Consider the following 26268-nt stretch of genomic DNA (forward strand, 5'->3'; position numbering starts at 1 on the left):
TTAGATAAATATGAAACCGCTTCCTTTTTGGGAGCGGTTTTTGTTTGCTAATCCTCTTCCGCCAACGCAATCCTTAGTGTATTCAAAGTATTCATCAGCGTTACACTTGCCGTAAGTTCTACAATTTCCCGATCTGTGAATTGCTTTGCAAGTTTTGCTTTAATTTCCAGCCAGTCATCTTTACCATAAGTGAGAGCTTCAGCCCAGCTTAAAACAAGCTTTTGTTGATCATTGAAGCTATTGGTATGTTTCCAGCCCGGAAGTCTGTTGATGAGATCCTGTTCAAAGCCAAAATCAGAGAGTTCTTTAGCGTGATAACTGCAGCAATAGGCACATCCATTGATTTGAGAAACACGCAGTTCCACCAAGGCAATTAGTTTTTCATCAATTCCGGATTTTCTAATGCTGTTGTGGGCTCTGTAGAGATTTCCAATGGTTTCTTTTGCAATTTCTTTGTAATTCATAATGAACATTTTTCTGCAAATTTGCATCAGAAATAGTTTTGAAACTATATGCTTACATTTTGGTGATATACTTACCTTTTTGAAAGTGTTATCCAAGATAAAAGGCTATCAAACATTGACAGCCTTTTTATTCTTTACATCTTCATTCAGAAAAGCACAATCTTTATCTTCATGCTGTCCTTTCACCTGATATTTAGCTTCCCATTCCTCCAGTAAATAAAGAATAGGCAGCAGAGCCAATCCTTTTTCTGTAAGGGAATATTCTACTCGGGGAGGAAGTTCTTTAAACTCTTCACGGATCACCAATCCATCGGTTTCCATTTCTCTAAGCTGATCAGTTAATACCTTCCTGGAAATAACATTAATGCGTACTGCCAGTTCTCCAAAACGTAATTTTCTGTCTTTAATCACCAGAACAATAATAGGCTTCCATTTGCTTCCCAAAGCGGCCATGGCCTTACCCAGAGGGCAGCTGTATTGCATTAATTCATTCTTTTTCATAGAGAGATCTTTATTTTAATATCATATGAAACTGCAGTTTCATATGTTACTTTGATGTTACTAATGTAAGTTACTGCGAAGTTACCACTATTTTTTTAATAAAAGATACAAAAATGAACTATTATTAGTTACTTTGTGTAACAATTATAAAATATAAATTTAAATATGAGCACATCATCATTATTTAAACCGTTTCAATATAAGAATTTACAGCTTAAAAATAGGATTGTAATGGCTCCAATGACCAGAGCACAGTCTGACAATGGAGTTCCCACTCAGAATATTGCAGATTATTATGGAAGAAGAGCTGCTTCAGAAGTAGGATTGATTCTTTCCGAAGGAACTGTTATCAACAGACCTGGATCAAAAAATATGCAGAATATCCCGGATTTCTATGGAACAGAAGCTTTGAATGGCTGGAAAAACGTCATTGATACTGTACATCAGAATGGAGGTAAAATGGGTCCTCAGATCTGGCACGTTGGAGATACAAGAATGACAGAAGACTATCCGTTGGTTCCAATGGAAAAAGCTTCTACGATGACCATTGAAGATATCCAGGATACCATTGCACAGTTTGCTGCGTCTGCAAAGTCAGCGAAAGATCTTGGTTTTGACTGTATTGAAATTCATGGCGCTCACGGATACCTCATCGACCAGTTTTTCTGGGAAGTAACCAATACCAGAACCGATGAATATGGCGGTAAAACATTGAAAGAAAGAAGCAGATTTGCTGTAGAAGTAGTAAAAGCAATCAGAGCAGCAGTAGGAGAGGACTTTACCATTATTATCCGCCTTTCCCAATGGAAGCAGCAGGATTATAAAACCAGACTGGCATTCACTCCAAACGAAATGGAAGACTGGTTATTACCATTAAAAGAAGCTGGTGTGGATATTTTCCACTGCTCACAGCGTCGTTTCTGGGAGCCTGAATTTGAAGGTTCTGACTTAAACTTTGCAGGATGGGCTAAAAAAATTACCGGACAGCCAACCATTACCGTAGGTTCTGTAGGTTTAAACGGAGACTTCCTGAATGCTTTTGCAGGACAGGGAACAGAAAAAAGAGACCTTACAGAATTGATCAGAAGACTTGACAATGAGGAATTTGACCTTGTTGCGGTAGGTAGAGCTATTCTTCAGGATTACCAGTGGGTACAGAAGATCAAAGACGGCAATACAGAAGCTCTTCTGGATTTTTCAGCAGAAAGCATGGGCGTTTTATTTTAATATCAACAAGGAATGGTGAATTCGTTTCGCAGTGTTTTTTTAACAGCATAATTTATTCATTTGTGAAAAGGAATTGACGATTCAATCTGGTATTAAATCAGCATAAATTCACTTTATTTTATATTTAATTTTCACCTATTTATTAAAGAACCGGCTTTCAGGATTTCCTGAAAGCCGGTTTTGTAAATTTATGGACACCCAACTGAATCCAGGACACATTTCCAGCGGGGAGGGATTCCATTGCTGCCAGGAATGTAGCAGGCTGTAGTCCCTTCCGGACAATCAGGAGCATTTCCACCATTGATTTTTTTTAGATCTGATTTTAATAATTTTCTTAGATTTTTCATAGGTAATAATTTGTTGATTTACACAAATATAATATTTTTTGAAAACGCAACAACACTTTACAGATAATAATGTGAAATACATTATTTTAATATGACAAGATAAAAAATAAACCCGCTCACAGTATTTCAATGAGCGGGTTTTAACAGATTTAAATATCTAAAACTGCCTGTAAGATGGCAGAAATGATTTCCTTATAAACCAATATTCCTGGTCGGTTTCAATTGTTTTAAGATACTTTTTGGGATGGCATTCCTGTGAACAAGAATTGCTGTTGATTTGTATTCAACATATGGTCTTGTTACATAAATATATCCGGCAAAATCATTGGTTACTCCCCATGAATTTTTTACCATATAATATTCTTTACCAGTCTGGTCTTTTGCGAGTCCTACGATATGCATACCGTGGTCATCCGTTGTAGAAAGGTTATTAAGTGCTTTCTGACGCATGTCTTCAGTGATTGTTTTATCTTTTTTAGGCTCTGTAAACAAAGTCTGCTTGTTCTCTGCAGTAATTTGGTCAAGATCCATATCCGGAACATAAGCTACACCATTTTTGTAAGAAAAATAAGGCTCAGAAACGTCAGTTGCCCAACCCACAGAATATCCTTTATTTACAGCGTTATCAATAATTGCAGTAAGATCTTTCATCGGAACATTCCAGTCAGAATCGTGGCTCCAGTTATCAGGAATCGGAACTACAAATTTTTGAAAATATGGATAATCTTTATAAGAAGATAATTCCACATAATCTTCAGGGTTGATTCCTACTACTTCTTTAGCAAATGTTTTCGGAGTATAGTTTTTTCCTTCATAAGTGAAGTTAGCAGGTACTTTGCCTAAATATTCATCAAGAATAGCATCTACAGAATCCATCCAGTTGTCTGTAAGCTTTCCTTTTGAAGAAGCCTGAACAAGGCTGTCAAGAACCGGCTTCAGTTTTCCCTGCATTTCCTTGAAGTTATTGGTAGTCTGTCCTGCTTTTAATCCTGTGTAAACATCCTGAGGAACTGCTCCATACTTTTTGTACATATTGATTACGTCGTGAAGTTCTCCTCCGTCACCCCAGCTGATAGCGCCATTATTCAAAACATATAATTTTGCTTTATCATGGTAAGAATTTCTTGCGGTAAAGATTTCAGCAAGATCTACAGGTTTTTTGCCCATTCTCTGCATTTCAGATTCAAGGAAAGAGTTTCCGGAGTAGCTCCAGCAAGTTCCTGATGAACCCTGGTTCTTTACAGAAGTCGCACCCACGTCTTTTAACGTTGTGAACTGAAAATTAGCATTTTGTGATTGGTTGTTTTTTAACTTGTTGATTAAGTCATCTTGGGCAAACATCATACTTCCTGCAGACAAAACAAAAAGTAATGATGCAATTTTGGCATTTTTCATTACTATAAAAAGATTATTTGTATTAATAGTCGTTGATAATAGAGATTTGTTACACAAGGAAAAGTTAAATTTGAAATTAAAAAAAGACTCAAAAGAAGTAAGAAGTTGCTTTATAATTTTATTTTTTAATTATTTTCTTAAAAAAGTTGATCATGTTTCCAACCCTTTTAAAAGTTTCCGCATCTATCATAGTATAACTCCTGACTATGGAACAAGAATTATTATTGGAATGCCAGCGTAACAACCGCAATGCCCAGCGGAAAGTTTACGAGAAAATGGCGGGCAGACTCTACGCAGTCTGCAGACGCTATTTGAAAAACGATGAAGATATAGAAGAAGTATTAGCGGATACATTCTACAAAATCTTCACGAAAATTACTCAGCTTCAGAATCCCGAAACTTTTGAAGCATGGGCAAGAAAAATAGCGGTAAACGAATGCCTGCAGAAACTAAGATCCAGCAAAGGACTGTTTATTTCCCTGGAAGAAAATTTCACCGATCATTCTGAAGGAATAACGGAAAACCTTTCCCTGGAAAAAGATATTCTGAGCTTACTGAATTTTCTTCCTGAAGGCTGCAGAGCTATCTTTAATCTTTTTGCTATTGAAGGATATCCTCATAAGGAAATAGCCACCATGCTTTCCATCAGCGAAGGAACATCAAAATCCCAGCTCAATTTTGCACGAAAAAAGCTCCAGGAACTTCTCGTAAATCAAAACATTTAAACTTTTACAACAATGGAAAATAATCATATAGATCAACAATTCAATGAAGCTTCCAGGCTTTCAGAAGAGCCAGCTGTTTTTCCTGGTTTTGAGAAGGTATGGGGGAAAATTGAAGAAAAATTAGATAAAAAAGAAGATAAAAAAAAGATTATTCCTCTTTGGCTGCCCTATGGTATTGCAGCAAGTTTGATGATTGGTCTTGGGGCTTTTTACTTTATGAATAAAAAAGAGACTGCAGAACCTTTACAACCTGTAATTGCAGAGAATACAAGTTCAAGGGGCCCGATTACCGAATCTGATATTGCAAAAATTGACCGTACCATCAAGGAGAATATCAGAAAAGAAGAATTGCCTGTAACAGTACCTCTTCCCACAGAACGTAAATCTTCATCAGTTGCTGGAATAGATCCTTATAAATCTCATCCTATCTGTAATATACCGCCATTGGAAGCTTCTGAGAGAGTAAAAGCATCTTTACCTCAGATATACAGTGATACCCTAAAAACAAAAGAAATTGACGAAGTTGTTGTCACTGCTTATGGGATTAAAAAGAGTTATAAATCTGTTACCGCTTCCTCAACGGTTATGATTGCTTCTACAGACAAAACTCCTGTGCATGCTCCGGCTGCCGTTTCTTCACTAGCTGGAAGAGTTGCCGGGGTAGAAGTGTCAACCGGAATTAAAAAGAATGATGCTATATTAATACGGGGAACAAAAAGTATAGATGGTCGGTCGACGGCTCCTTTATATATTGTTGATGGAGTTGTGTTAGGCAGAGAATCTGGATTTTTAAATACTCTGGATCCTAAAAAAATAAAAGAATTGAAAGTACTGAAAGGGCTTGAAGCTACTGCCCTGTATGGAAGCAAAGCTAACAACGGAGTTGTTGTAATTTCCACAAAAGGATTATCTACAGAAGAAATAGAAAAACTTAAAAAAGTTTCTTCAGAAAGTAAAGAAGAAATAGTAAAAGAACCTGAAGAACCTGAAAAAGTACTTCCAAAAGCAGGCCAGCTCACAGCAGGAGAAGTTAACGATTTTTCTAAGTGGGATTATTGGAAAGATATTGCAGTTCCTATTCTGGATCAGTATAAAAATACATGGAAGTTCTTCCCTGATAAAAGGGTTTCAGTTCAGTTGGTCAATAAAGACCGAAAACCGGTAATAGGGGAGAAAATAAAACTATTGGATGACCAGAAAAATACAATTTGGGAAGCTGTTTCAGATAATCTGGGCAATATGGAATTGTGGATATCACCGATGACTGATAGGAAATCAGCCCCAGGGAAATATTATTTATCTGATGGTTCAGGGCAGATCATCAGCAGCAATCTCAGAACCTTTAAAAATGGACAAAATCTGATTATTCTGGATAAACACTGTCTGCAGAAGCGTGTATTGGATCTTGCCTTTGTAGTGGATGCTACCGGTTCTATGGGGGATGAGATTTCTTATCTTCAGTCTGAACTTTTGGATGTTTTAAAAAAGATCGAAGGACAGCTTAAAAATACAACAGTAAGGTATGGATCCGTTTTTTACAGAGATCATGGAGATGAATATGTGACCCGAAAATTCGATTTTTCAAATAAAGCAGAAGATCTTGTTGGATTTATTAAAAGACAGAAGGCCGGTGGTGGTGGCGATACGCCGGAAGCTGTTGTAGAAGCACTAAAAGTTTCTGTTGATGAGCTGAAGTGGAGTGATGAAAATTCTACTAAAATAATGTTTTTGATTCTGGATGCACCACCACACCATTCAGAACAGAATATAGAGAATTTATATAATACAATAAAAGCTGCAGCAAAGAAAGGAATTACCATTATTCCGCTGGCTGCCAGTGATACTGATAAACAAACGGAATATCTGATGCGTACATTTGCTTTACTCACCAATGGAACTTATACTTTCCTTACAGATGACAGTGGAATAGGAAACAGCCATATCAAACCTACCATAGATTCTTACGAAGTTGAAAAACTGAATGATTTATTATTAAGATTAATCCTTCAGAGAGCTGTTTTACCAGAATGCAGCGCAGGAATTTCAAATGATAACATCAACAAAAAAATGGAAAAAGAAATTGATAGTCAGATTGATATTAAAACCGTACTATTTCCAAATCCTACAAAAGGTCAAATGCAGATAAAAACAAGAAAACCAATTGAAGAACTGTTTATCTATGATCTTGCCGGAAAGATTATTATGAGAAAAGAAAAACTGCCGGAAGGTAAAAATACAATTGATTTAACTTCTTATCCTCAAGGGATTTATCTTGTACGTATTCATACTAATGATCTGTGGGAGACATTTAAGGTCATAAAAAATTAATTATCTTAAAAAAAGAAATTTCCCCGGAAATTTCTTTTTTTATATTTTTAAGCATACTAATAATTGATGAAAAAGAATTATTTGCTGTTATTGCCATTTACGATTACCTTATTACAGGCACAAAATTCACAATTGTACTATTCCGGAAAATTTTTAACATCTAAGGATAAAGAACAGAACTTTTTAAAGGTTTATAATAAAAACAGTGGTATTTATGAACTGACTGATGAAAAAGGATTTGCCATTATTGCAGCTAAACCTTATGATACCCTAGTGTGGAACCAGGGGAAAAATACCCATGTTATTTCTTCTTATGAACTCAGGGAATTAAAAACGATTCTGGAAAATCAGACAGGAAGTAAAAGTGTAGAAAATGTTTACAGTAAAGCCTATGACAGTCTTGTTTCAAAGGAGATTAAAGACGATTTCAGTATTGAAAAAACTAAAACTCAACTCAGTAAAAGATCACATTCTTATTTTGATAAAATAAGAAAATTAAAGCAGAAGAATGATAGTGTTTATGTTTTAAAAAGGATCAATAAGACAACTTTGCTTTTTAACGGAAGCTTTACCACGTCTTTTGATATTAAAAGCAGGAATGCTGTTCCGGGGACTCAAAATAAGTATGTCCAGGGAAGATCTGAAAATGGAAATCTTGTTTGGAAAGGCCCTGAAACGAATGAAATGTTCAGTTTTGGACCAGAGCTATCTACCCTTGGATTTAACGGATTACCTTATGAGTATGATCAGAATGGAAAACTGATTCCATGGGTTGATGGACTTCAGGGTGCAAAAAGATATGATAATAACCTTTTTAAAACCACAGTAGGTTATAATAACCAGTTGAATCTAAATGCTTTTATACAACAGGGTAACAATGAAAAACTCCGTCTTGCCCTGAATCTGGGGCAGCAAAAGAACCAGATGTATTTTATGGATCAGTTTGATATTACCAATACCCTTAAAGCAAAACTGAATGCAGATTTGGGTGGATATTACATTAATCTTGCTTTTAGCTACGAAGAAGATAAAGTTACGAATACCAATAGAATAGGGCTGTTCAACAGAGCTTACCAAAACTCATTGTTAACGCCGGTTTCTTTTTCAAATGAACAAAATACTTTTCTGAATAACGGTTCGCAGAGAAGCTACAGCCAATATGCAGACAATCCTTCTTTCCTTTTGGAGCAGGATAGCCGATACCGCTATAAGAATCGGGACAGACAGTTGAGTCTCAGCGTAGCGAAAGACTGGGATCAGTTTAAACTGAATATTACTCAGTCCTATGAAAGTATTACTACCTGGAATCAGGACCAATATAAACCTTCTACCTATGGTTTCCTCAGCGGTGTATCGAATGAAAGGATTCAAAACAACAGCTCCTATCATTCCAATATACAGGGCTCTTATTCATTGGGAAACTATGACTTTAGAAATACTTTCAGCCTGAATTTTATTTTAAATGATAAAAAATCTGACATTTATAACAGCCTTACCCTTCAAAGATATCTCTATCAGAGAACTTCACAGGATCATATTTTTAATTATAATATGAACATCCGCGATTATGATTTCGAAGCAGGTCTTAATCTTGGAAATTCATTTTATATCTCTAATACTTCTATTAAAAATAATTATTGGCTTCCAAAGGCTAACTTTTATCTGAAGTTCAATGAGATCTTCAATTGGTATAATTACAATTTTAAATTGTTGGGAAGCTATACACAATTAAGCTCCGAGCCGGAAATTACAAGATCCTATGCTTCGTATTCTACTACTTTGCTTAATGCGGAAAATTACAATCAATACTTTCCGGTGCAGGAAGTAGAAAGCTTCCGGGGTTTATCTAATATTAATACTCAGGAATGGAAAATTGGAGCCAGGCTGAATCTTGGGTATAAAATAAGTGTAGATGGAGAATATTTTAATAAAAAGAATACTGACGATATTTTTCCTGTCTTTGAAAACAATCAGCTGAGGTTAAAGAATATAGCAGATCATACCTACAGCGGATATGAATTCAATTTTGCTTACGAACGATTACGTCTGGGATACGATATGTATACCACCCATAAAGTTTCCTTTTTCAAATATAAAGATATTGTAGACCGGATAGCTCCGGGATATCAGGATCTGGCGGTTTCAGGATTCAAAGATATTTATAAAACACTATCAGAAGGTCAGGTTTTGGGTGCTGTGATAGGCAGTTACTTTGAAAGAAATGCAGCCGGACAACTGATCATTGATGAGTTCGGTTTTCCTAAAAAAGCAGACGGAATGAAAATTATTGCAGATCCTACATCGGATTTTGTGATGAAATTCAATCACAGTTTTGCCTACAAAAACTGGTCTTTAGATATCAATTGGGAATGGAAAAAAGGAGGCCACCTTTGGAACGGGACACAGGCGGTTCTCGATTACTACGGTCGTTCTTACGGCTCAGGAGAAGAAAGGAACATCAAAAATTATATTTTCGAAGGTGTACAGGCCAATGGAACTGCCAACCAGATTCCTGTGGATTTCTATGATCCCAACCAGAATGTTATGGAAAACAGGTGGTCGAGGTATGGTTATTTAGGCGTGGCTGAAAATTATGTTCAAAAGGCAGATTATATAAGAATCAACAATATATCCGTTTCCTCAGATTTCCCGATTAACAACAGGAAACAGAATCTTAAACTGACTTTTTATGTAAACAATATCATGCTCTGGCAGGCTAATAATGGGGTAGATCCCAACCAGAATTTCTACGATATGAGCAATGGAAGAGGATTGGATTTTTTTAATCTTCCTTCCTTTAAAACATTTGGCTGTATTGTTTCACTTAAATTTTAACTCATGAATCTCAAGTTTATATCAACCTATATCATCCTGCTGTGCTTATTGTTTTCAGCCTTTTCTGTGAAAGGCCAGCAACCATTTCAGGACTTTGAAAAAGAAAAAACCTACATCCAGACCAATCATGTTTTTTATAAACCTGGGGAGCAAATGTATTTTAAAATATATGTGGTAAAAGGAAACAATAATTTACCGGTCGAAGAAAGCAGAGTCGTAAATTTCGAAATAACAGACCCTGCAGGAAGTGTTGTGAAAAAATTGAAATATGAAATTACCAATGGATACGCCCTGGGAGACTTCTATTTTGCTGAAGACATGAAGGGGGGTATCTATAAAATCAGAGCTTTTACCAACTGGATGCAGAATGAAGAAGGAAAAAATACCTTCGAAAAAGAAATTACCCTCCAGAAAATTGTATCACCAAGGATTTTAATGAAGCTTGATTTTCCTACAAAAGGATATGGCCCGGGAGATGAGGTAAGTGCCGATTTTTCAATGAGAAGTCTTAGCAATCTTCCTATTCCTTTTTACGAAGCAGATTACACCGTAATGCACAACGGAGAAACCGTTTCAGAAGGAAAACTTATTACCGATAAAGAAGGTAGAAAACTGTTGACCTTTAAGCTTCCTGAAGTTTTGAAATCCTCTGATGCTCTTTTGAATATCAAGGTGAATTTTGACGGATTTACCGAATCCATCTCCAGAAATATTCCTGTTGTTCTGAATAATCTGGATGTGAAATTCTTACCGGAAGGCGGAACTTTTATCAATGGAATAGAACAGAATATCGCCTTTAAAATTCTGGATGAGTTTGAAAAGCCTGTAGATGCTGTCTTGGCTGTTTACAATCAGAATCATGAAAAAATAAAAGAAATTTCAGCCTATAATTTTGGAATGGGAAACTTCCGGGTTACGCCTAAAATAGGAGAAACTTATTATGCAAAAGTGCTGAAACCGGAAAATATTACCCAGACTTTTAATCTCCCGGCAGCAAAAAATGAAGGACTGGTTTTGAATATTCGGAATGAAAATAAAAACCTGAATGTTACCATCGTTTCTACCCAGGAAAAAACAATTACCCTGCTGGGAAGTTTCCGCGGAAAAGACGTTTACAGCAAAATCATTTCGCTGAAAAAAGGAATGAATTCTTTGGAAATTGCAGAAAAGAATTTCCCCACAGGAATCTGTAGGTTTACCATTCTGGAAAATAGTATGCCGCTTGCAGAAAGGATTGTTTTTACCAATAAAGTAAACCATCTGAATATAAAAGTTACCCCTGTAAAGCAGCATTATCTGCCGAGGGAAAAAGTAATGCTGAATATTGAAACTACCGATGAAAATAATAAACCTGTTCCCGCTAATCTTGGAATAAGTGTGGTAGATGATAAGCTATGGACTTATGCCGATGATAAACAAAATCATATTATTTCCTGGCTTTTGATGGACTCTGAGCTCAAAGGGAAAATTGAAAAACCTCAGTTCTATTTCGATAAAAAAGAAGAAAAAGCAGATAAAAGCTTAGATCTTGTGATGCTGACAAACGGTTACCGATATTTTGAGCCTATTCCGGAAATTGTGAAGAGCAATAAATACAAATACCTTCCTGAAAAGAAAAACACAATCTATGGCATGGTAGAAGATGAAAACAAAAAACCGGTGAAAGCAGATGTTTTTCTTTTGGACACCTATAATAAAAAGATCCTCAAACAGACTGTTGCTGAAAACGGCAAGTTTTATTTTTCGGATTTAAATGCAAATAATTCTTATAAAATTATTGCAAAGTCTTTTCAGCCTAAACATCAGCTGAAAATCAGAATTCTGTCTTATAATCTGGATATTAATCCTTTAGCAAAACAGAAACTTACCCATATAGACGTAGAAGAAATTGTAAAGGAAGCTGAAAGAAAAGAAGAAGTAAAAAAAGAAAACAGAAACAATACCAGTCAGCTGAATAATCCCGGCAGATCAAAAACCGATACCATCAGTAGAAATAAGAGTATTGAAGAAGTAATTGTTGTGGGGTACGGTGTAAAGAAAGATCAATTAACGGTTGCTTATACTACAGTATCTTCTTCTATGGAAATGCAGAATGCCAGCGTAACTTCTCTGTTGAGTGGAAAAGTTGCCGGATTAGTTATAACAGGTACCGGACAGTCAGGGACAGGAGAACAGATCAATATCAGAGGAACGGCCTCTATTACCAATAAGCACCCTCTATTCATTGTGGATGGTATTCCTGTCGAAAACTTTAATACGACGATTAATCCAAATGATATCAACAGTATTACCGTTTTGAAAGATGCTGCGGCTACCGCTATTTACGGAAGCAGAGCTGTGAATGGAGTAGTGATCGTCAACTCATCCAAAAATAGAAAATCAGAAATAAGTTTTGATATTACCCCGAAATCTTACCTTGCTATAGAAACCGTGCCTTATGGAAAACTAACAGCATATGAGGGGGCAAGAGAATTCGTTTATCCTGAGTATAAATCCACCAGTACCTCTTACCGTTTTGATTACAGAGAAGCGCTTTACTGGAATCCCGTAGTAGAAACCGATAAAAGCGGAAAAGCAAAAGTAGAGTTTTATAATTCAGATGCGAATTCCACTTTCAGAATTATGACAGAAGGAATTGCCGCATCAGGACTTTTGGGAAGAGATGAAACAACATATGCTGCCCAGAGTCTGATTTCGATAGATACTAAAATTCCTCAGTACCTGACGAGAACAGACCAGATGACAATTCCTGTGGTAATTAAAAATAATTCTTCTGAAACGCGTAAAATGACCATGGACGTTATTGTACCGAACCATGTGAAACTCATCAGTTCTGATAGTCTTATCACTCTGAAACCATTAGAATCAGGAAGATTATTTGTGAAAATACAGGCTGATGAGACTGTGAATTCTGATATTCAGTTTTCAGTGAGATCAGGAGATTTCAGAGAGACAATGATTCTTCCGTTTAAAGTAGAAGAAAAAGGATTTCTCCATCAGTTTTCCATCATTAATAATAAAACAGAAGATCTCAAAATCAATATTCCGGAGTATATCAACGGAAGTCTGTATTCATCCTATTATGTATTTGAAAATACGGCTTTGAAGATGTTTGGAGACATAGAGCAACTTAAAAAGGAACCTCATGGATGTTTTGAACAGCTTTCCTCAACAGTATATCCTAACATTTTTATTCTTGATTATTTAAAATCAAATAAAAAAATAGACACCGCGACTGAAAATCTGGTGATAAAAAACCTGAGAAAAGGCTTCCAGAAGTTGCTGAGTTATAAAAATAAAGACGGAGGTTTCGGATATTTCAGCTCCGGAGAATCAGATGTCGCCCTTTCAGCATTCGCATTACTGGAATTTACGGAGTTAAAGAAGTATGTGAACCCGGATACTAAGCTCATCCAGGGACTTTCCTCATTTATTTTGTCGAAAAAGAATGCAAACGGATTATTCGAAGTAAGAAAACCCTATGAATCCCAAAAAGACTTTTCTGAATTTTCCTGGTCGAGAAATATGTATGTTGTATATGCTTTATCCAAACTGGGCTTTAAAAATGAAATTGAAGATTCCTTTCAGATAATGCTGAAAAGAGCTTTGGCTACGAAAGATTCTTATCAATTGGCTTTACTTGCTAATGCAGCAGCATATCTGGGGAAACAAAAAGAATATGACGATATGATAGACATTCTGGACAAACAATATGAAACAAAGAAGGTAAAATCTGAAGTTACTTTTACGGGTTCATGGGGAATGTCTGCAGATGCAGAAACACTTTCGTTATATATAATGGCGCTTCAGAAAGATGAGAAACTCAATCAGTTGAAAATCGCTGAAGCAGTTGATCAGCTTATTGGTTTGAATGGCTATTTCGGATTCGGATCTACGCAGGCCACAACACTGGCAATCCAGGCATTATCTGATTTTTTCTCTAAAAATGATAAGTTGTATGGAACTGAAAAACCGCTGATTACCATTAATAAAGCACAAACCTTACCTATGATAAGTACTTCATCAGCTTTTAAAGCCGGAGAAAATACGATTAATATTCATTATCCAAATAAGAATGGACTGCCTTATAAGCTGGAATATCAATATTACACGCTTCAGGCTCCGGAAAGCAAGGATATTCCTCTTACCATGGAGACCAAATTAAAATCCGGAATGTCAAAAACAGGGGAGATCAGGAGAATGACCATTACTGTAAAAAACAAAATAAACGGTGAATTGCCGATGACCATAGCAAAGATTGGTATCCCGGCAGGACTGACGCTGCAAAATGCCTTATTGAAAGATATGGTTGATAAAAAACAGGTTTCTTACTATGAAATTTTCGATAACTATCTGGTTTTATACTGGGAACATTTCAATGCAGAGGAAACAAAGACTATTAATCTTGATCTCAAAGTAGAATTTGCCGGAACGTATACAGGAAAATCGAGTAACGTATATCTGTATTATATGCCGGAAGCAAAATATTGGAACCAAGGGATTACAATCAGTATTGAACCTTAATTTTGATAAACTGAAACAGACATCCATTGATCCTTGTCAGGGTTTTAAACCTTGACAAGGATCATTAAAAATCTTTTTAAAAGAAATAACCTTAAATTAATTTTCAAAAATTATTGAAAATTCAAAAAATATAATTACATTTGTTACAGAAATTAAAAAAGGAAACAAGATGCAACTTTCAGAAGCCAAAGAAAAATACATTCAAACCTGGGGAACCTTTGCTACCAATTGGGGAATCAACCGTACGATGGCACAGGTGCATGCATTGCTTCTGGCGAGCGGAAAACCTCTTTCTACAGATGAAGTCATGGAACAACTGGAGATTTCAAGAGGAAATGCCAATATGAATCTACGTGCTCTGATAGACTGGGGCATCGTAAAAAAGGAATTTGTAAAAGGCGACCGTAAAGAATATTTCGTAGCAGAAAAAGATGTCTGGTATCTGTTCAAGCAAATTACCAAAGAAAGAAGAAAAAGAGAGATTGAACCTGTCATTTCCTTTCTTGAAGAGTTAAAAAATATTGAGGATAAAGATTCGGAAGAAGCACAGGAATTTATCAAGCTGATGAATGATTTCAGTTCTGTCACCGGAAAAATCAACAATATCATGGATCTGGCGATAAAAAGTGATGACCACTGGCTGGTAGGGAAGATTACCAATCTGTTGAAATAAAAATAAAGAGGGTGAAAATCCTTTTTTATTTCAATGTGATTTTCAAAAATTACTGAAAATATAAAATTAATAATAATTATGAAAAATTTAATCATTCACTTATTCCTGATTATTTATTTCAGAAGAAAAGGATCACTTTAAAACCATTGCTGCCATGAAAACATTTGCAAAATATGATTATTACATTCAGTTATTCTTTATAATAATTGGGCCTCAGGCTTTTATATTGGGTGGTTTGTCTGGATTTGTTCTGTTTTATTTTATAGTAGGAATTCCTCAATTGGTAAGTTTCCTGATCAAACTATTTTTCAAAACAAAAAAGTCAGCATTGTATATCGCGTATGGAATTGTAATAGTACCGGTCTGGATTATTGTAACCATCTTGTTTACAGAGAAACACATCAATGATTTTTTTGGATATGTTTTAATGGCTGCTCTTTTATATAGCCCTGTGATGGCAGCGGCGTATGTTTATGACTGTTACACTACTTATGAATCTTATAAATCACAATTATGAAAACGCTCAAAAACCACACATTAATCTACGACAATGAATGTCCTATGTGCAATCTCTACTCCAAAGGTTTTACTAAATGCGGAATGCTGGATGAAGATGGAAGAGAAGCCTTTACAGAAATCACATTGAGAAATAAAATCCTGATAGACTTCGACCGTGCGAAAAATGAAATTGCTCTGGTAGATCACAACAAAAATGAAGTCGTTTACGGATTAGACAGTCTGCTCCTCATCATTGGAAACTCTTTTCCATTGTTGGCAAAAATTGCACGGACAGAACCTCTGTATTGGTTTTTTCAAAAACTGTATTCTTTCGTTTCTTATAACAGGAAACAGATCATTCCTTCCTCAAAAGACTATACAGAACAATCCTGTGTTCCGGATTTTAATCTGAAATACAGAATGGCATACATCGGTTTTGTTGTTATTTTTTCAGCATATATCCTAAGTATATTTTCCGGTAAACTGAACTTGAATTTAGAGAGGAATTTCGTGAGAGAATTTGCCGTTTGCTTTGGCCAGATCCTTTGGCAGACTATCTTTTTAAAAGCTTATCTCAAAGATAAAATCTGGGATTATCTCGGAAATATGATGACTGTTTCTTTAATCGGAACTTTACTGTTAATTCCTGCGCTGATGACCAGTTTTACTCCTGTTTTTTATATGATATATTTTGGAATTGTAGTATTGATCATGTTTCTGGAACATATCAGAAGGTGCAGAATACTAAGGCTGAATTATCTTCCTACCATTTCCTGGATATTATTTAGAATAACAGCGCTAACAATCATTATTCTGACCACTTTTGGAATTAAAATATAACAAGCTAAAACGTTTTAAAAATGTCAACCATCTATTTAAATACAATCATCAAAGCAGATATTCAGTATGTTTTTGATCTGGCACGAAATATTGATCTTCATCAACAGTCAACCTCAAAGTCTCATGAAAAAGCCATTGCAGGACGTACCTCTGGATTGATTGAAGAAAACGAAACCGTAACCTGGCGGGCAAAACATCTGGGAGTTTATCAAAATCTCACCACGAAAATTATCAGCATGGAAAAACCGTTTCAGTTTATTGATGTCATGCAGAAAGGAGCCTTCAAATCCATGCGCCACCGACATATTTTTAAATCCGTAAATGGAAATACCCTGATGACAGATATTTTCGAATTTGAATCTCCGCTGGGTATTTTAGGGAAATTATTTAACTCAATTTTTCTTAAAGGATATCTAAGGAAATTTTTACTCAGAAGAAATGAAATGATCAAAACTATTGCAGAATCTTCTGTCCGTGATGGGATTGCGATTTTTTAACCTTAAAAACAGTGTTATGAACTTTTTAAAAGCAGAATGGCGAAAGCTGGCGATCATCAATTATGAAATCAATCCTGAAGTTTTGCTGCCCTATCTTCCAAAAGGAACAGAGCTCGATTTTTATAAAGGCAAATGCTATGTAAGCCTGGTGGGATTCATGTTTTTAAATACCAGACTGTTAGGCCTTCCTATCCCTTTTCACCGGAATTTTGAAGAAGTGAATCTAAGGTTTTATGTCAAGAAAAAAGAAAAAGGCATCTGGAAAAGAGGAGTGGTGTTTATCAAAGAAATTGTTCCCAAACCTGCATTAAGCATGGTCGCCAATGCTGTTTACAAGGAAAACTATCACACGATGAAGATGAAAAATCAAATGGAAAAAGGAGAGGATGAACTGCTGATCCGTTATTCATGGAAAGATAAAAACTGGCATTCTATTCAGATTAAGTCTGAAAATACAGCAAAACCAATGGAAGAGAACTCAGAATTTGAATTTATCACAGAACACTATTTTGGCTTTACAAAAAAGGAAAATACAACCTCCGAATACGAAGTATGTCATCCAAAATGGGACTGCTACACCGTAAAAGATCACCAGCTGAAAATCGATTTTCAAAAGATCTACGGAAATAATTTTGAATGCCTAAATCATCAGCTGCCTCTTTCCGTAATGCTGGCCGAAGGCTCCGAAATTCAGGTCAAAACCAGGAAATACATCAGCTGAAAAATGAAGAAATTAAAACATCTTGTTTATTCATAAACATCTGTGAAAATCTGTGTCATCTGTGGGAAAAAAACACTTTCCAATAATAGTTGCAACAATTTTAAACACAAATATCACCAATGTTTTCACAAATAAGCACAAGGAAAATACAACATAATCATCTGTGAAAATCTGCGAAATCTGTTGGAAAACCTTCAATATGAACTCAAAACTTTAAACTTCAAAACAATGAAAATAATCATAGCCGGAGGCACCGGATTTCTCGGTGAAAACTTAGAAAAATACTTTTCAGAAAAAGGATATCAGGTCTACATTTTGACCAGGAAGCCTCATCGTAAAAACGAAATCTATTGGGATGCCCGAACAATAGGAGAATGGAAAAACAGCCTTGAAAATGCCGATGTTCTGATCAATCTTACGGGGAAATCTGTTGATTGCCGGTATCATGAAAAAAATAAGCAGGAGATCTATTCTTCAAGAATCAACAGTACAAAAATATTACAGAAAGCAGTAGGTGAATGTTCTGAAAAACCAAAAATATGGCTGAATGCAAGTTCTGCAACCATTTATGTTCACTCTGAAAATAACTTAAATACAGAAGAAAACGGAATTATCGGAGACGATTTTTCTATGAATATCTGCAAAAGCTGGGAGAAAGAATTTTTTGCAGTTAAAAATGAAGAAATACGAAAAGTTGCCCTTCGTACTTCTATCGTCCTTGGAAATAATGGCGGTGCTTTCCCAAAACTGAAAATGATTACAAGGTTGGGCTTAGGAGGAAAACAGGGAAGAGGCAATCAAATGGTAAGCTGGATTCATATCGAAGATTTCTGTAAAGCAGTGGAATGGATTATTCAGCATGAAACTATCTCAGATGCAGTGAATATAACCGCTCCGGATCCTCTTTCCAATGAAAATATGATGAAAAAACTGAGAAATAAAATGAAAATACCTTTCGGACTTAACGCCCCGGTCTGGCAGCTGGAAATTGCTTCTATATTCCTGAAAACAGAAACAGAACTGCTTTTAAAAAGCAGAAATGTATATCCTGAAAGGCTCACAGAATGCGGATTTCGATTTTCATATCCCACATTTGATGATGCCATTCGTAATTTGTTGGAATCCTAATGTTTGCGGGTTTCCGTTAGGATAATTAAATTAGCGGAAAACTATTCCTTATGCTGGTTATATCCAAAATAAAACCCTTTTTCCTTTCATCCTTTTTAATAAGTTCAATTGCTTTTTCACAAGCTCATAATGTATCAGAAGGTTATCAGAAGCCTACAGACCCATTGGTTGTCCAGAATCTTGAGCAGTGGCAGGATATGAAATTCGGATTGTTTATGCACTGGGGAACCTATAGCCAGTGGGGAATTGTTGAAAGCTGGAGCATATGCCCGGAAGATGAATCGTGGACACAGAGAAAACCTGAACACGGGAAGTCATATTACGAATATGTAAAAAATTATGAAAATCTTCAGACTACCTTCAATCCAACCCGGTTCAATCCTCAGAAATGGGCAGACGCGGCGAAGAAGGCAGGAATGAAATATGTGGTTTTCACCACCAAGCATCACGATGGTTTTGCCATGTTTGATACCCGGCAGTCGGATTATAAAATTACTTCTCCCCAAACCCCTTTTTCAAAAAATCCAAAATCTGATGTGACGAAAGAAATTTTCAATACGTTCAGAAAAGCAGGATTTAAAATTGGTGCTTATTTTTCAAAACCTGATTGGCATTCCGATGATTATTGGTGGTCTTATTTTCCGCCCAAAGACAGAAATGTCAATTATGACCCAAAGAAATATCCGGAAAGATGGGAGAACTTTAAAAAGTTGACCTTTAATCAGCTGAACGAAATTACTTCCAATTACGGGAAAGTTGATATTCTCTGGCTGGATGGAGGCTGGGTACGTCCTTTTCACACCATAGATCCAAAAGTAGAATGGCAGCGCACTATCAAAGTAGAGCAGGACATCGATATGGACAAAATAGGCACGATGGCTAGAAAAAATCAGCCGGGAATCATCATTGTAGACCGCACCGTTCCCGGAAAATGGGAAAACTATGTTACTCCTGAGCAGGCAGTTCCGGAACACGCGCTTTCCATTCCCTGGGAAAGCTGCATAACTATTGGAGATTCCTTTTCTTATGTTCCCAATGACAACTATAAGACCTCCCAGAAGATCATTGAAACATTGGTTAAAATCATTTCAAGAGGAGGAAATTACCTTATGAATATTGCGCCCGGACCTAACGGAGATTATGATCCGATAGTTTATGAAAGATTACAGGAAATTTCAGGTTGGATGGATAAAAATCAGTCCGCTGTTTTTGCAACAAGAAGCATTGTGCCTTATCACGACGGAAATTTTTATTATACCCAAAGCAAAGATGGGAAAACAGTAAATATTTTTCACTTGGATGAAAAAACAAATTATGAGTCTCCATCAACATTAATTTTTACCATTCCGGAAAATTTTACACCAAAATCTTTGAAAATTTTAGGGCTTCCAAACAAAATTCAATGGAAAAAATCAGGGAATTCAATTGAAATTAATTTACCGAAAGAAAGAGCTCAGTTAAAATATTCGACTGTCATTCAAATACTGCAATAGTTGAATTTGTGACTCATTTTTATATTAAAGTGACATAGGAAATCGGAGCGTTAAGAGAATAAAGTCTGTGAACGTTAAGAAAATTCTACTGTTTGAGCGCGAGATAACTGTTGAAGAGAAAAACTAACATCAAATTCGCGCGAGTTTTAGAATTTTTAGAGAACAGATTTTATTTTTAGCGGAGAGTTCCAGGTCTTGAACTTTTGGTTCTTTTGCTTCAAGGTAAAAGAACAAATTTTAAACTAAATTATTCTTTAGATGTGTTTTAAACTTCGATTTGAAATTTTAGGAATTTTCTTGTTGAGCTCAGTATTTATCTCTGCTCAAAAACCTTTATATAAAGATCCCAAGCAGCCCGTTGAAGCCAGAGTTCAGGATCTGTTGAAAAGAATGACACCAGAAGAAAAATTCTGGCAGTGTTTCATGATTCCCGGAGATCTGGATAACGTTCCGAAAGGGCAGTATTCCCATGGAATTTTTGGATTGCAGGTAAGCGCAGGAAGTCAGGGAGGAGGAGAAGCAGGACAACTGCTGAAATACAATGCCAGTGAAGATGCAGAAATACTGGTGAAAAAGATCAATGCCATTCAGAAATATTTTGTGGAAGAATCACGATTGGGAATTCCAATCATCCCTTTTGATGAAGCTTTACACGGGCTGGTTCGGGAAGGTGCTACGGCTTTTCCTCAGGCTATTGGCCTGGCTGCTACTTTCAATCCTGAATTAATGACAAGGGTTTCAACAGCGATTGCAAAAGAATCAAAACTGAGAGGAATCCGCCAGATTCTGACACCTGTAGTAAATCTTGCCAATGACGTCAGATGGGGAAGAACAGAGGAAACCTATGGTGAAGATCCATTTTTGACATCCGTAATGGGCGTAAGTTTTGTCACTTCCTTTGAAAAGATGGGAATTATTACCACTCCCAAACACTTTTTGGCCAATGTAGGAGAAGGAGGAAGAGATTCATACCCGATTCACTGGAGCAAAAGATATTTGGAAGAAACCCATTTGATTCCTTTTAACAATGCTTTTACAAAAGGAAAAAGCCGTTCTGTGATGACTTCTTATAATTTGCTTGATGGAAGACCGTCAACAGCCAATCATTGGTTATTAAACGAAAAATTAAAAAAAGACTGGAATTTCAATGGCTTTGTCATCAGTGATGCCAGTGCAGTAGGAGGCGCCAATGTCCTGCATTTTACAGCAAAAGACTATGATGATGCTTCTGCACAGGCCATCAATGCAGGACTTGACGTGATTTTTCAAACCGACTATAAACATTATCAACTCTTTATGCCTCCGTTCCTGGATGGGAGGATTTCAAAAGACAGAATAGACGATGCTGTATCAAGAGTATTGAGAGCCAAATTTGAGCTTGGATTATTCGAAAATCCCTACGTTTCTGTTGAGGAAATTGAAGAATTAAAAAAACTCAATCACAAACCTTTGGCAGAAAAAGCAGCGGCAGAGTCTTTTGTTTTGCTTCAGAATAATAACCGGACGCTTCCTGTTCCGGCAAATGTTAAAAAGATTCTGGTGGTAGGAGCGGATGCTTTGGATGCAAGATTAGGCGGTTATTCAGGGCCCGGAAACAAAAAAATAAATATACTGGATGGCCTTAAAAACTATGTGAACAATACAGAGACTGAAATTATGTATTCAAAAGGAATTGACTGGAATGTAAAAGATTTTACCACAATTCCAAACAAATATCTGTCCTCTGAAAATAAAAAAGGATTAACAGGATACTATTTTGCCAATACTGATTTAAAAGGTAATCCGGCTTTTGGAAGGCAGGATGAAAACCTCAGTTTCAAATGGACTTTATATTCTCCTGATCCGGGAGAACTGCAGCCTGACAATTATAGTATCCGATGGACCGGAAAACTGGAAGCTCCCAATTCCGGAAAATATCAGATAGGCTTACGTGGGAATGATGGTTTCAGATTATACCTGGATGGAAAATTAGTGATTGATCAGTGGGAAAAGCTGAGCTATTCTACCAAAACAGTGGATGTAGATTTTGTAAAAGGGAAAAAATATGATATAAAGATCGAATTTCACGAAAATCGTGGGGAAGCCAATCTGGAATTGATCTGGAACTATGGTTTATATGATTATCAGAAAGATGTTAAAGAAGCTTTGGATCTTGCCCGAAAAGCAGATTATATTCTTATTACGGCAGGAATTCATGAAGGCGAATTTCAGGATCGTTCATCACTGGGGCTGCCCGGAAATCAGGAAGCATTTATTCACGAAGTTTCAAAATTAAATAAACCCACTGCCGTTGTTTTAGTAGGAGGGTCTGCCATAAAAACAACATCCTGGAAAGATAAAGTAGGAGCGATCCTGGATATTTGGTATCCGGGAGAAGAAGGCGGAAATGCGGTGGCAAAAACACTTTTCGGAGCTGAAAATCCATCCGGAAAACTGCCTGTCACTTTTCCGGTTCAGGAAGGTCAGTTACCTTTAACCTATCATCATCATCCGACGGGAAGAGGAAATGATTACCATGACCTGAGCGGAGAACCGTTATATCCCTTTGGTTTCGGATTAAGCTATACTACTTTTGAAATTTCTGACCTTCAGTTGAGCAAGACTCAGTATTCTGAAAATGAAACCATTGTTGCTGAAGTCAAGGTGAAAAATACAGGTTCAAAAGCCGGAAGTGAAGTCGTTCAGCTGTATGTGAAAGACCTGCTGGCTTCAGTTTCAAGACCAGTTATTGAACTGAAAGGATTTCAGAAAGTAGAACTAAAGCCTGGAGAATCAAAATCTGTCACTATAGAAGTTCCGGTAAAACAATTACAGTTTTTAAATGAAAAAATGGAATGGGTGGTAGAAAAGGGAACGTACAGAGTTATGATCGGTAATTCATCGAAGAACCTTCCTTTAAAACAAAATATTGAAGTTTTGTGACCATAAAAAAGAGCAGAAATTTCTGCTCTTTTTTGTATATATTATTGAGATTGTCTAGTATTTTCTGGCCAGTAAAACGTTCAATAAGAATGTTCCTGCCCAGTTACTGTTATTAGTTCCATTAGTACCGATAAAATCTACACGGGCTACAGATACAGTAAGTCTTGTTCTGCCGCCTGTACCGTTATTGGCAAGGCTTACAAATGATGCTGTAAATACGTCCGGGAAACTTGAGTTATTTCCTGCCGTAAGAATGGGATACATATTGGTGACATTGAAAGGGGTACCCTGATACTCATACACAAGGGTCATTCTGCTGGTATTGGAATAGGAAGCAGTATGGGCTCTGTCAACAGATGTTTTACTTACGATCCACCATCTGTCAGTCGTGGAACCTGAATCAAAGCTTGTATTAGTATGATTGGTCCAGTCAGCAAGGGCCGCTGTTCCAAGTGCATGAGGAGGAATGAAAAGCTGTGTACCATAAATTTCTACATTGCTTGGTTTTGGAAGAACTGTAAAAGATAAATCCCATGTTCCTCCGGAGGTATTGCTGTTGTTTACTACTTCGGCATATGCTCCTGTAGGGATTACAAAAGAAGCAACAGGCGTATTGTCAATTCTTAAAGTATTTCCACTGGAAGCCTGTAAAGTAATAGCGTTCGGAGAAATGTTCTTAATCTTATAAATTCTTCCTGTAAAACTGGTTGTCCCGGTTCCGATCACAGGAAGGGTAAAGGTGGCATCTGCAGTTCCGTCATAGGTAATATAATGATCAGTAGCCAGAATATTATACGTTGTAGCAGTAATCTGAGTATAGCCAGCCCTTAAAGAACCGTTTACAGCAAGTGTACTGTTAGGCGTTGTTGTATTAATGCCTACTTGTGCGGTTAATGGAACAGCAGCCAATAAAAGGATCGAAATGTATTTTCTCATATTGCATAATTTAATTAACACAAAAATATAAAAAAAAACATCTGAAAATTATTTGATAATGAATATTTTAAATGTTTTTTAAATAAATCATTAAGATTTTAATGTCAATAAATGTTCGGAAACAGACATTTCTCAATATACATTATTTTAAGCGGAATCATCTCCTGGAGATACATACTATGCTTTCTTAAAAAAAATCTTGGTATGATATATGTAAGATTTATCGTGAACCGGAATGAATTTCATTAAATGATATTGGTTTAATTGAAAACATTCAAAAATATGAACATTATGAAAAAGTTATTAATTTCAACAGTATTGTTATTAGGTTTATCCATGAATGTTGCTGCACAGAAACATCCGCCAGTACCTCCACACCCTTCAAAAAGTGAGTTGGTCAATATTAAAATGCAAGAGCTTACCAAAAAATACAATACTGAAAAAAAACTGATCCTTAATCACCCGCTTGCTACCAAAAAGATGAAGAGAGATCAGATGAAAGCTTTGAATGAAAGATATGCAGCTGAGAAACGATTACTTAGACAGGCAAAATAATACAGTATTTTTGCAGTTGTTAAAATAGTAAAACCAGTTTTTTATCCGTTAAGTTTTGAAAAGTTTTTAACATAAGGGAAGTTTATTGAAAGAGAATGCATCGTGTATTCTCTTTCTTTGTTGAAAATTCAATGAAAACAGCTTTATTGGTGCATTTTAAGATCAGTTTGAACAAACATAAAACATCCAATATTTTTCCTTAAATTCGCATAAAAATTTTTAAAGTAATGAATTACGATATTATTGTCATTGGAAGTGGTCCTGGTGGATATGTTACTGCGATCAGAGCAGCGCAATTAGGTTTCAAAACCGCAATTATCGAGAAAGAAAATTTAGGAGGAATCTGCCTTAACTGGGGATGTATTCCAACTAAAGCTTTATTGAAATCTGCTCAGGTTTTTCATTATATCAACCATGCTGAAGATTATGGTTTGAATAAAGTGGAGGCAAGCTTTGAATTCCCGAATGTAATTCAGAGAAGCCGTGGTGTTGCCAGCAAAATGAGCAAAGGAATCGAATTCTTGATGAAAAAGAATAAGATTGACGTAATTCTTGGTACTGCAAAAGTACAGAAAGGTAAAAAAGTTTCTGTTACAGATAAAGAAGGTAAAGTAACTGAATATACAGGAACTCATATCATTATAGCTACAGGAGCCCGTTCAAGAGAATTACCAAACTTACCACAGGATGGTAAAAAAGTAATCGGATACAGACAGGCATTATCTCTTCCTGAGCAGCCAAAATCTATGATCGTTGTAGGTTCCGGAGCTATCGGGGTAGAATTTGCTGATTTCTATAACACAATGGGAACTAAAGTAACCATTGTTGAATTTATGCCAAACATCGTACCGGTAGAGGATGAAGAAATCTCTAAACACTTGGAGAAATCTCTGAAGAAGACAGGAATCGAAATCATGACAAACGCTTCAGTGGAAAGTGTTGATACAAGTGGTGAAGGTGTAAAAGCTACCGTAAAAACAGCTACCGGAAACATCACCCTTGAAGCTGATATCTTATTATCTGCTGTAGGTATTGCTGCTAATATCGAGAACATTGGGCTAGAAGAAGTAGGAATCCAGACAGATAAAGGAAGAGTATTGGTAAATGAGTGGTATGAAACTTCAGTACCTGGTTACTATGCGATCGGAGATATTATCCCAACTCAGGCATTGGCTCACGTAGCTTCTGCAGAAGGAATTACTTGTGTGGAAAAAATCAAAGGAATGCATGTTGAGAAAATCGACTATGGTAATATCCCTGGATGTACTTACTGCCACCCTGAAGTAGCTTCTGTAGGTCTTACTGAAAAGCAGGCTAAAGAAAAAGGATACGAAATCAAAGTTGGTAAATTCCCTCTTTCTGCAAGTGGTAAAGCTACTGCAAACGGAAACACAGACGGATTTATCAAAGTAATTTTTGATGCTAAGTATGGTGAGTGGTTAGGATGCCACATGATCGGTGAAGGGGTAACTGATATGGTTGCTGAAGCGGTTGTAGCCAGAAAGCTGGAAACTACAGGTCATGAGATCATCAAGTCTATTCACCCGCACCCAACAGTTTCTGAAGCTATTATGGAAGCCGCTGCTGCTGCTTACGGTGAAGTGATTCACATTTAATCTGAAATACAGAATCTTATATATAATTAAAACCCGGATTTTC

20 protein-coding genes are annotated in these 26268 nt (G+C 36.3%); 15 read left to right on the top strand and 5 right to left on the bottom strand.

Annotated elements, in window-relative coordinates; genetic code table 11:
* Nucleotides 1-47: 47 nt before the first annotated feature.
* Together DEU40_RS14250 and DEU40_RS14255 are read right to left on the bottom strand one after the other, a co-directional pair.
* Entirely contained in the window at nt 48-464 is a 417-nt protein-coding gene (locus DEU40_RS14250) for a carboxymuconolactone decarboxylase family protein (RefSeq protein ID WP_110010524.1), read from the bottom strand.
* 108 nt (nt 465-572) lie between these two features.
* A complete protein-coding gene (locus DEU40_RS14255; protein WP_047388122.1) occupies nt 573-965 on the bottom strand; it encodes a winged helix-turn-helix transcriptional regulator in 393 nt (130 codons plus the stop codon).
* A 165-nt stretch (nt 966-1130) separates the two neighbouring features.
* Between DEU40_RS14255 and DEU40_RS14260 the strand changes: the two genes are divergently transcribed.
* Complete coding sequence (locus tag DEU40_RS14260; RefSeq protein ID WP_110010443.1) at nt 1131-2192, top strand: NADH:flavin oxidoreductase; 1062 nt, start codon at nt 1131-1133, stop codon at nt 2190-2192.
* 188 nt (nt 2193-2380) lie between these two features.
* Here DEU40_RS14260 and DEU40_RS22480 read toward each other — a convergent pair whose 3' ends face one another.
* The gene (locus DEU40_RS22480) at nt 2381-2539 is read right to left on the bottom strand and encodes a hypothetical protein (RefSeq protein ID WP_171006259.1); all 159 of its coding nucleotides are present in this window, start codon (nt 2537-2539) and stop codon (nt 2381-2383) included.
* A gap of 192 nt (nt 2540-2731) precedes the next feature.
* A complete protein-coding gene (locus DEU40_RS14265; RefSeq protein ID WP_110010444.1) occupies nt 2732-3934 on the bottom strand; it encodes an aminopeptidase C in 1203 nt (400 codons plus the stop codon).
* 206 nt (nt 3935-4140) lie between these two features.
* Here DEU40_RS14265 and DEU40_RS14270 point away from each other — a divergent pair, with 206 nt between their 5' ends.
* From DEU40_RS14270 to DEU40_RS14325, 12 genes are all read left to right on the top strand, one after another.
* Nucleotides 4141-4659 (top strand): RNA polymerase sigma factor, encoded by a 519-nt coding sequence (locus tag DEU40_RS14270; protein ID WP_110010445.1) that lies wholly within the window; start codon nt 4141-4143, stop codon nt 4657-4659.
* A gap of 12 nt (nt 4660-4671) precedes the next feature.
* Nucleotides 4672-6987: a T9SS type A sorting domain-containing protein gene (locus DEU40_RS14275; RefSeq protein ID WP_110010446.1), complete on the top strand. Its 2316-nt coding sequence runs from the start codon at nt 4672-4674 to the stop codon at nt 6985-6987.
* A gap of 66 nt (nt 6988-7053) precedes the next feature.
* Nucleotides 7054-9822 carry a hypothetical protein gene (locus DEU40_RS14280; RefSeq protein ID WP_110010447.1) on the top strand — a complete coding sequence of 923 codons (2769 nt, stop codon included), beginning with the start codon at nt 7054-7056 and terminating at the stop codon, nt 9820-9822.
* A gap of 3 nt (nt 9823-9825) precedes the next feature.
* The gene (locus DEU40_RS14285) at nt 9826-14346 is read left to right on the top strand and encodes a TonB-dependent receptor plug domain-containing protein (RefSeq protein ID WP_146207861.1); all 4521 of its coding nucleotides are present in this window, start codon (nt 9826-9828) and stop codon (nt 14344-14346) included.
* A 169-nt stretch (nt 14347-14515) separates the two neighbouring features.
* Entirely contained in the window at nt 14516-15019 is a 504-nt protein-coding gene (locus DEU40_RS14290) for a GbsR/MarR family transcriptional regulator (RefSeq protein WP_034696386.1), read from the top strand.
* A gap of 154 nt (nt 15020-15173) precedes the next feature.
* Nucleotides 15174-15536 carry a hypothetical protein gene (locus DEU40_RS14295; protein ID WP_110010449.1) on the top strand — a complete coding sequence of 121 codons (363 nt, stop codon included), beginning with the start codon at nt 15174-15176 and terminating at the stop codon, nt 15534-15536.
* Nucleotides 15533-16357, top strand: coding sequence for a DCC1-like thiol-disulfide oxidoreductase family protein (locus DEU40_RS14300; protein ID WP_110010450.1), 825 nt, complete (start codon nt 15533-15535; stop codon nt 16355-16357). Before DEU40_RS14295 ends, DEU40_RS14300 begins: the two co-directional genes overlap by 4 nt.
* A 20-nt stretch (nt 16358-16377) precedes the next feature.
* Nucleotides 16378-16854 (top strand): SRPBCC family protein, encoded by a 477-nt coding sequence (locus DEU40_RS14305; RefSeq protein ID WP_110010451.1) that lies wholly within the window; start codon nt 16378-16380, stop codon nt 16852-16854.
* 16 nt (nt 16855-16870) lie between these two features.
* Nucleotides 16871-17575 carry a YqjF family protein gene (locus DEU40_RS14310; protein WP_110010525.1) on the top strand — a complete coding sequence of 235 codons (705 nt, stop codon included), beginning with the start codon at nt 16871-16873 and terminating at the stop codon, nt 17573-17575.
* 228 nt (nt 17576-17803) lie between these two features.
* The gene (locus DEU40_RS14315) at nt 17804-18703 is read left to right on the top strand and encodes a TIGR01777 family oxidoreductase (protein ID WP_181397972.1); all 900 of its coding nucleotides are present in this window, start codon (nt 17804-17806) and stop codon (nt 18701-18703) included.
* A gap of 50 nt (nt 18704-18753) precedes the next feature.
* Nucleotides 18754-20196 (top strand): alpha-L-fucosidase, encoded by a 1443-nt coding sequence (locus DEU40_RS14320; RefSeq protein WP_110010453.1) that lies wholly within the window; start codon nt 18754-18756, stop codon nt 20194-20196.
* Between the two features lie 258 nt (nt 20197-20454).
* Nucleotides 20455-23118, top strand: a complete 2664-nt coding sequence (locus DEU40_RS14325; RefSeq protein ID WP_110010454.1) for a beta-glucosidase — start codon at nt 20455-20457, stop codon at nt 23116-23118.
* A gap of 54 nt (nt 23119-23172) precedes the next feature.
* Here DEU40_RS14325 and DEU40_RS14330 read toward each other — a convergent pair whose 3' ends face one another.
* The gene (locus DEU40_RS14330; protein ID WP_110010455.1) at nt 23173-24054 is read right to left on the bottom strand and encodes a hypothetical protein; all 882 of its coding nucleotides are present in this window, start codon (nt 24052-24054) and stop codon (nt 23173-23175) included.
* A 291-nt stretch (nt 24055-24345) separates the two neighbouring features.
* Here DEU40_RS14330 and DEU40_RS14335 point away from each other — a divergent pair, with 291 nt between their 5' ends.
* Nucleotides 24346-24609: a hypothetical protein gene (locus tag DEU40_RS14335; protein ID WP_228406523.1), complete on the top strand. Its 264-nt coding sequence runs from the start codon at nt 24346-24348 to the stop codon at nt 24607-24609.
* A 227-nt stretch (nt 24610-24836) separates the two neighbouring features.
* Nucleotides 24837-26225 carry a dihydrolipoyl dehydrogenase gene (gene lpdA, locus DEU40_RS14340; protein ID WP_110010457.1) on the top strand — a complete coding sequence of 463 codons (1389 nt, stop codon included), beginning with the start codon at nt 24837-24839 and terminating at the stop codon, nt 26223-26225.
* Nucleotides 26226-26268: the final 43 nt, after the last annotated feature.

It is taken from the genome of Chryseobacterium sp. AG844 (assembly GCF_003182335.1).
GTDB lineage: Bacteria > Bacteroidota > Bacteroidia > Flavobacteriales > Weeksellaceae > Chryseobacterium > Chryseobacterium cupriresistens.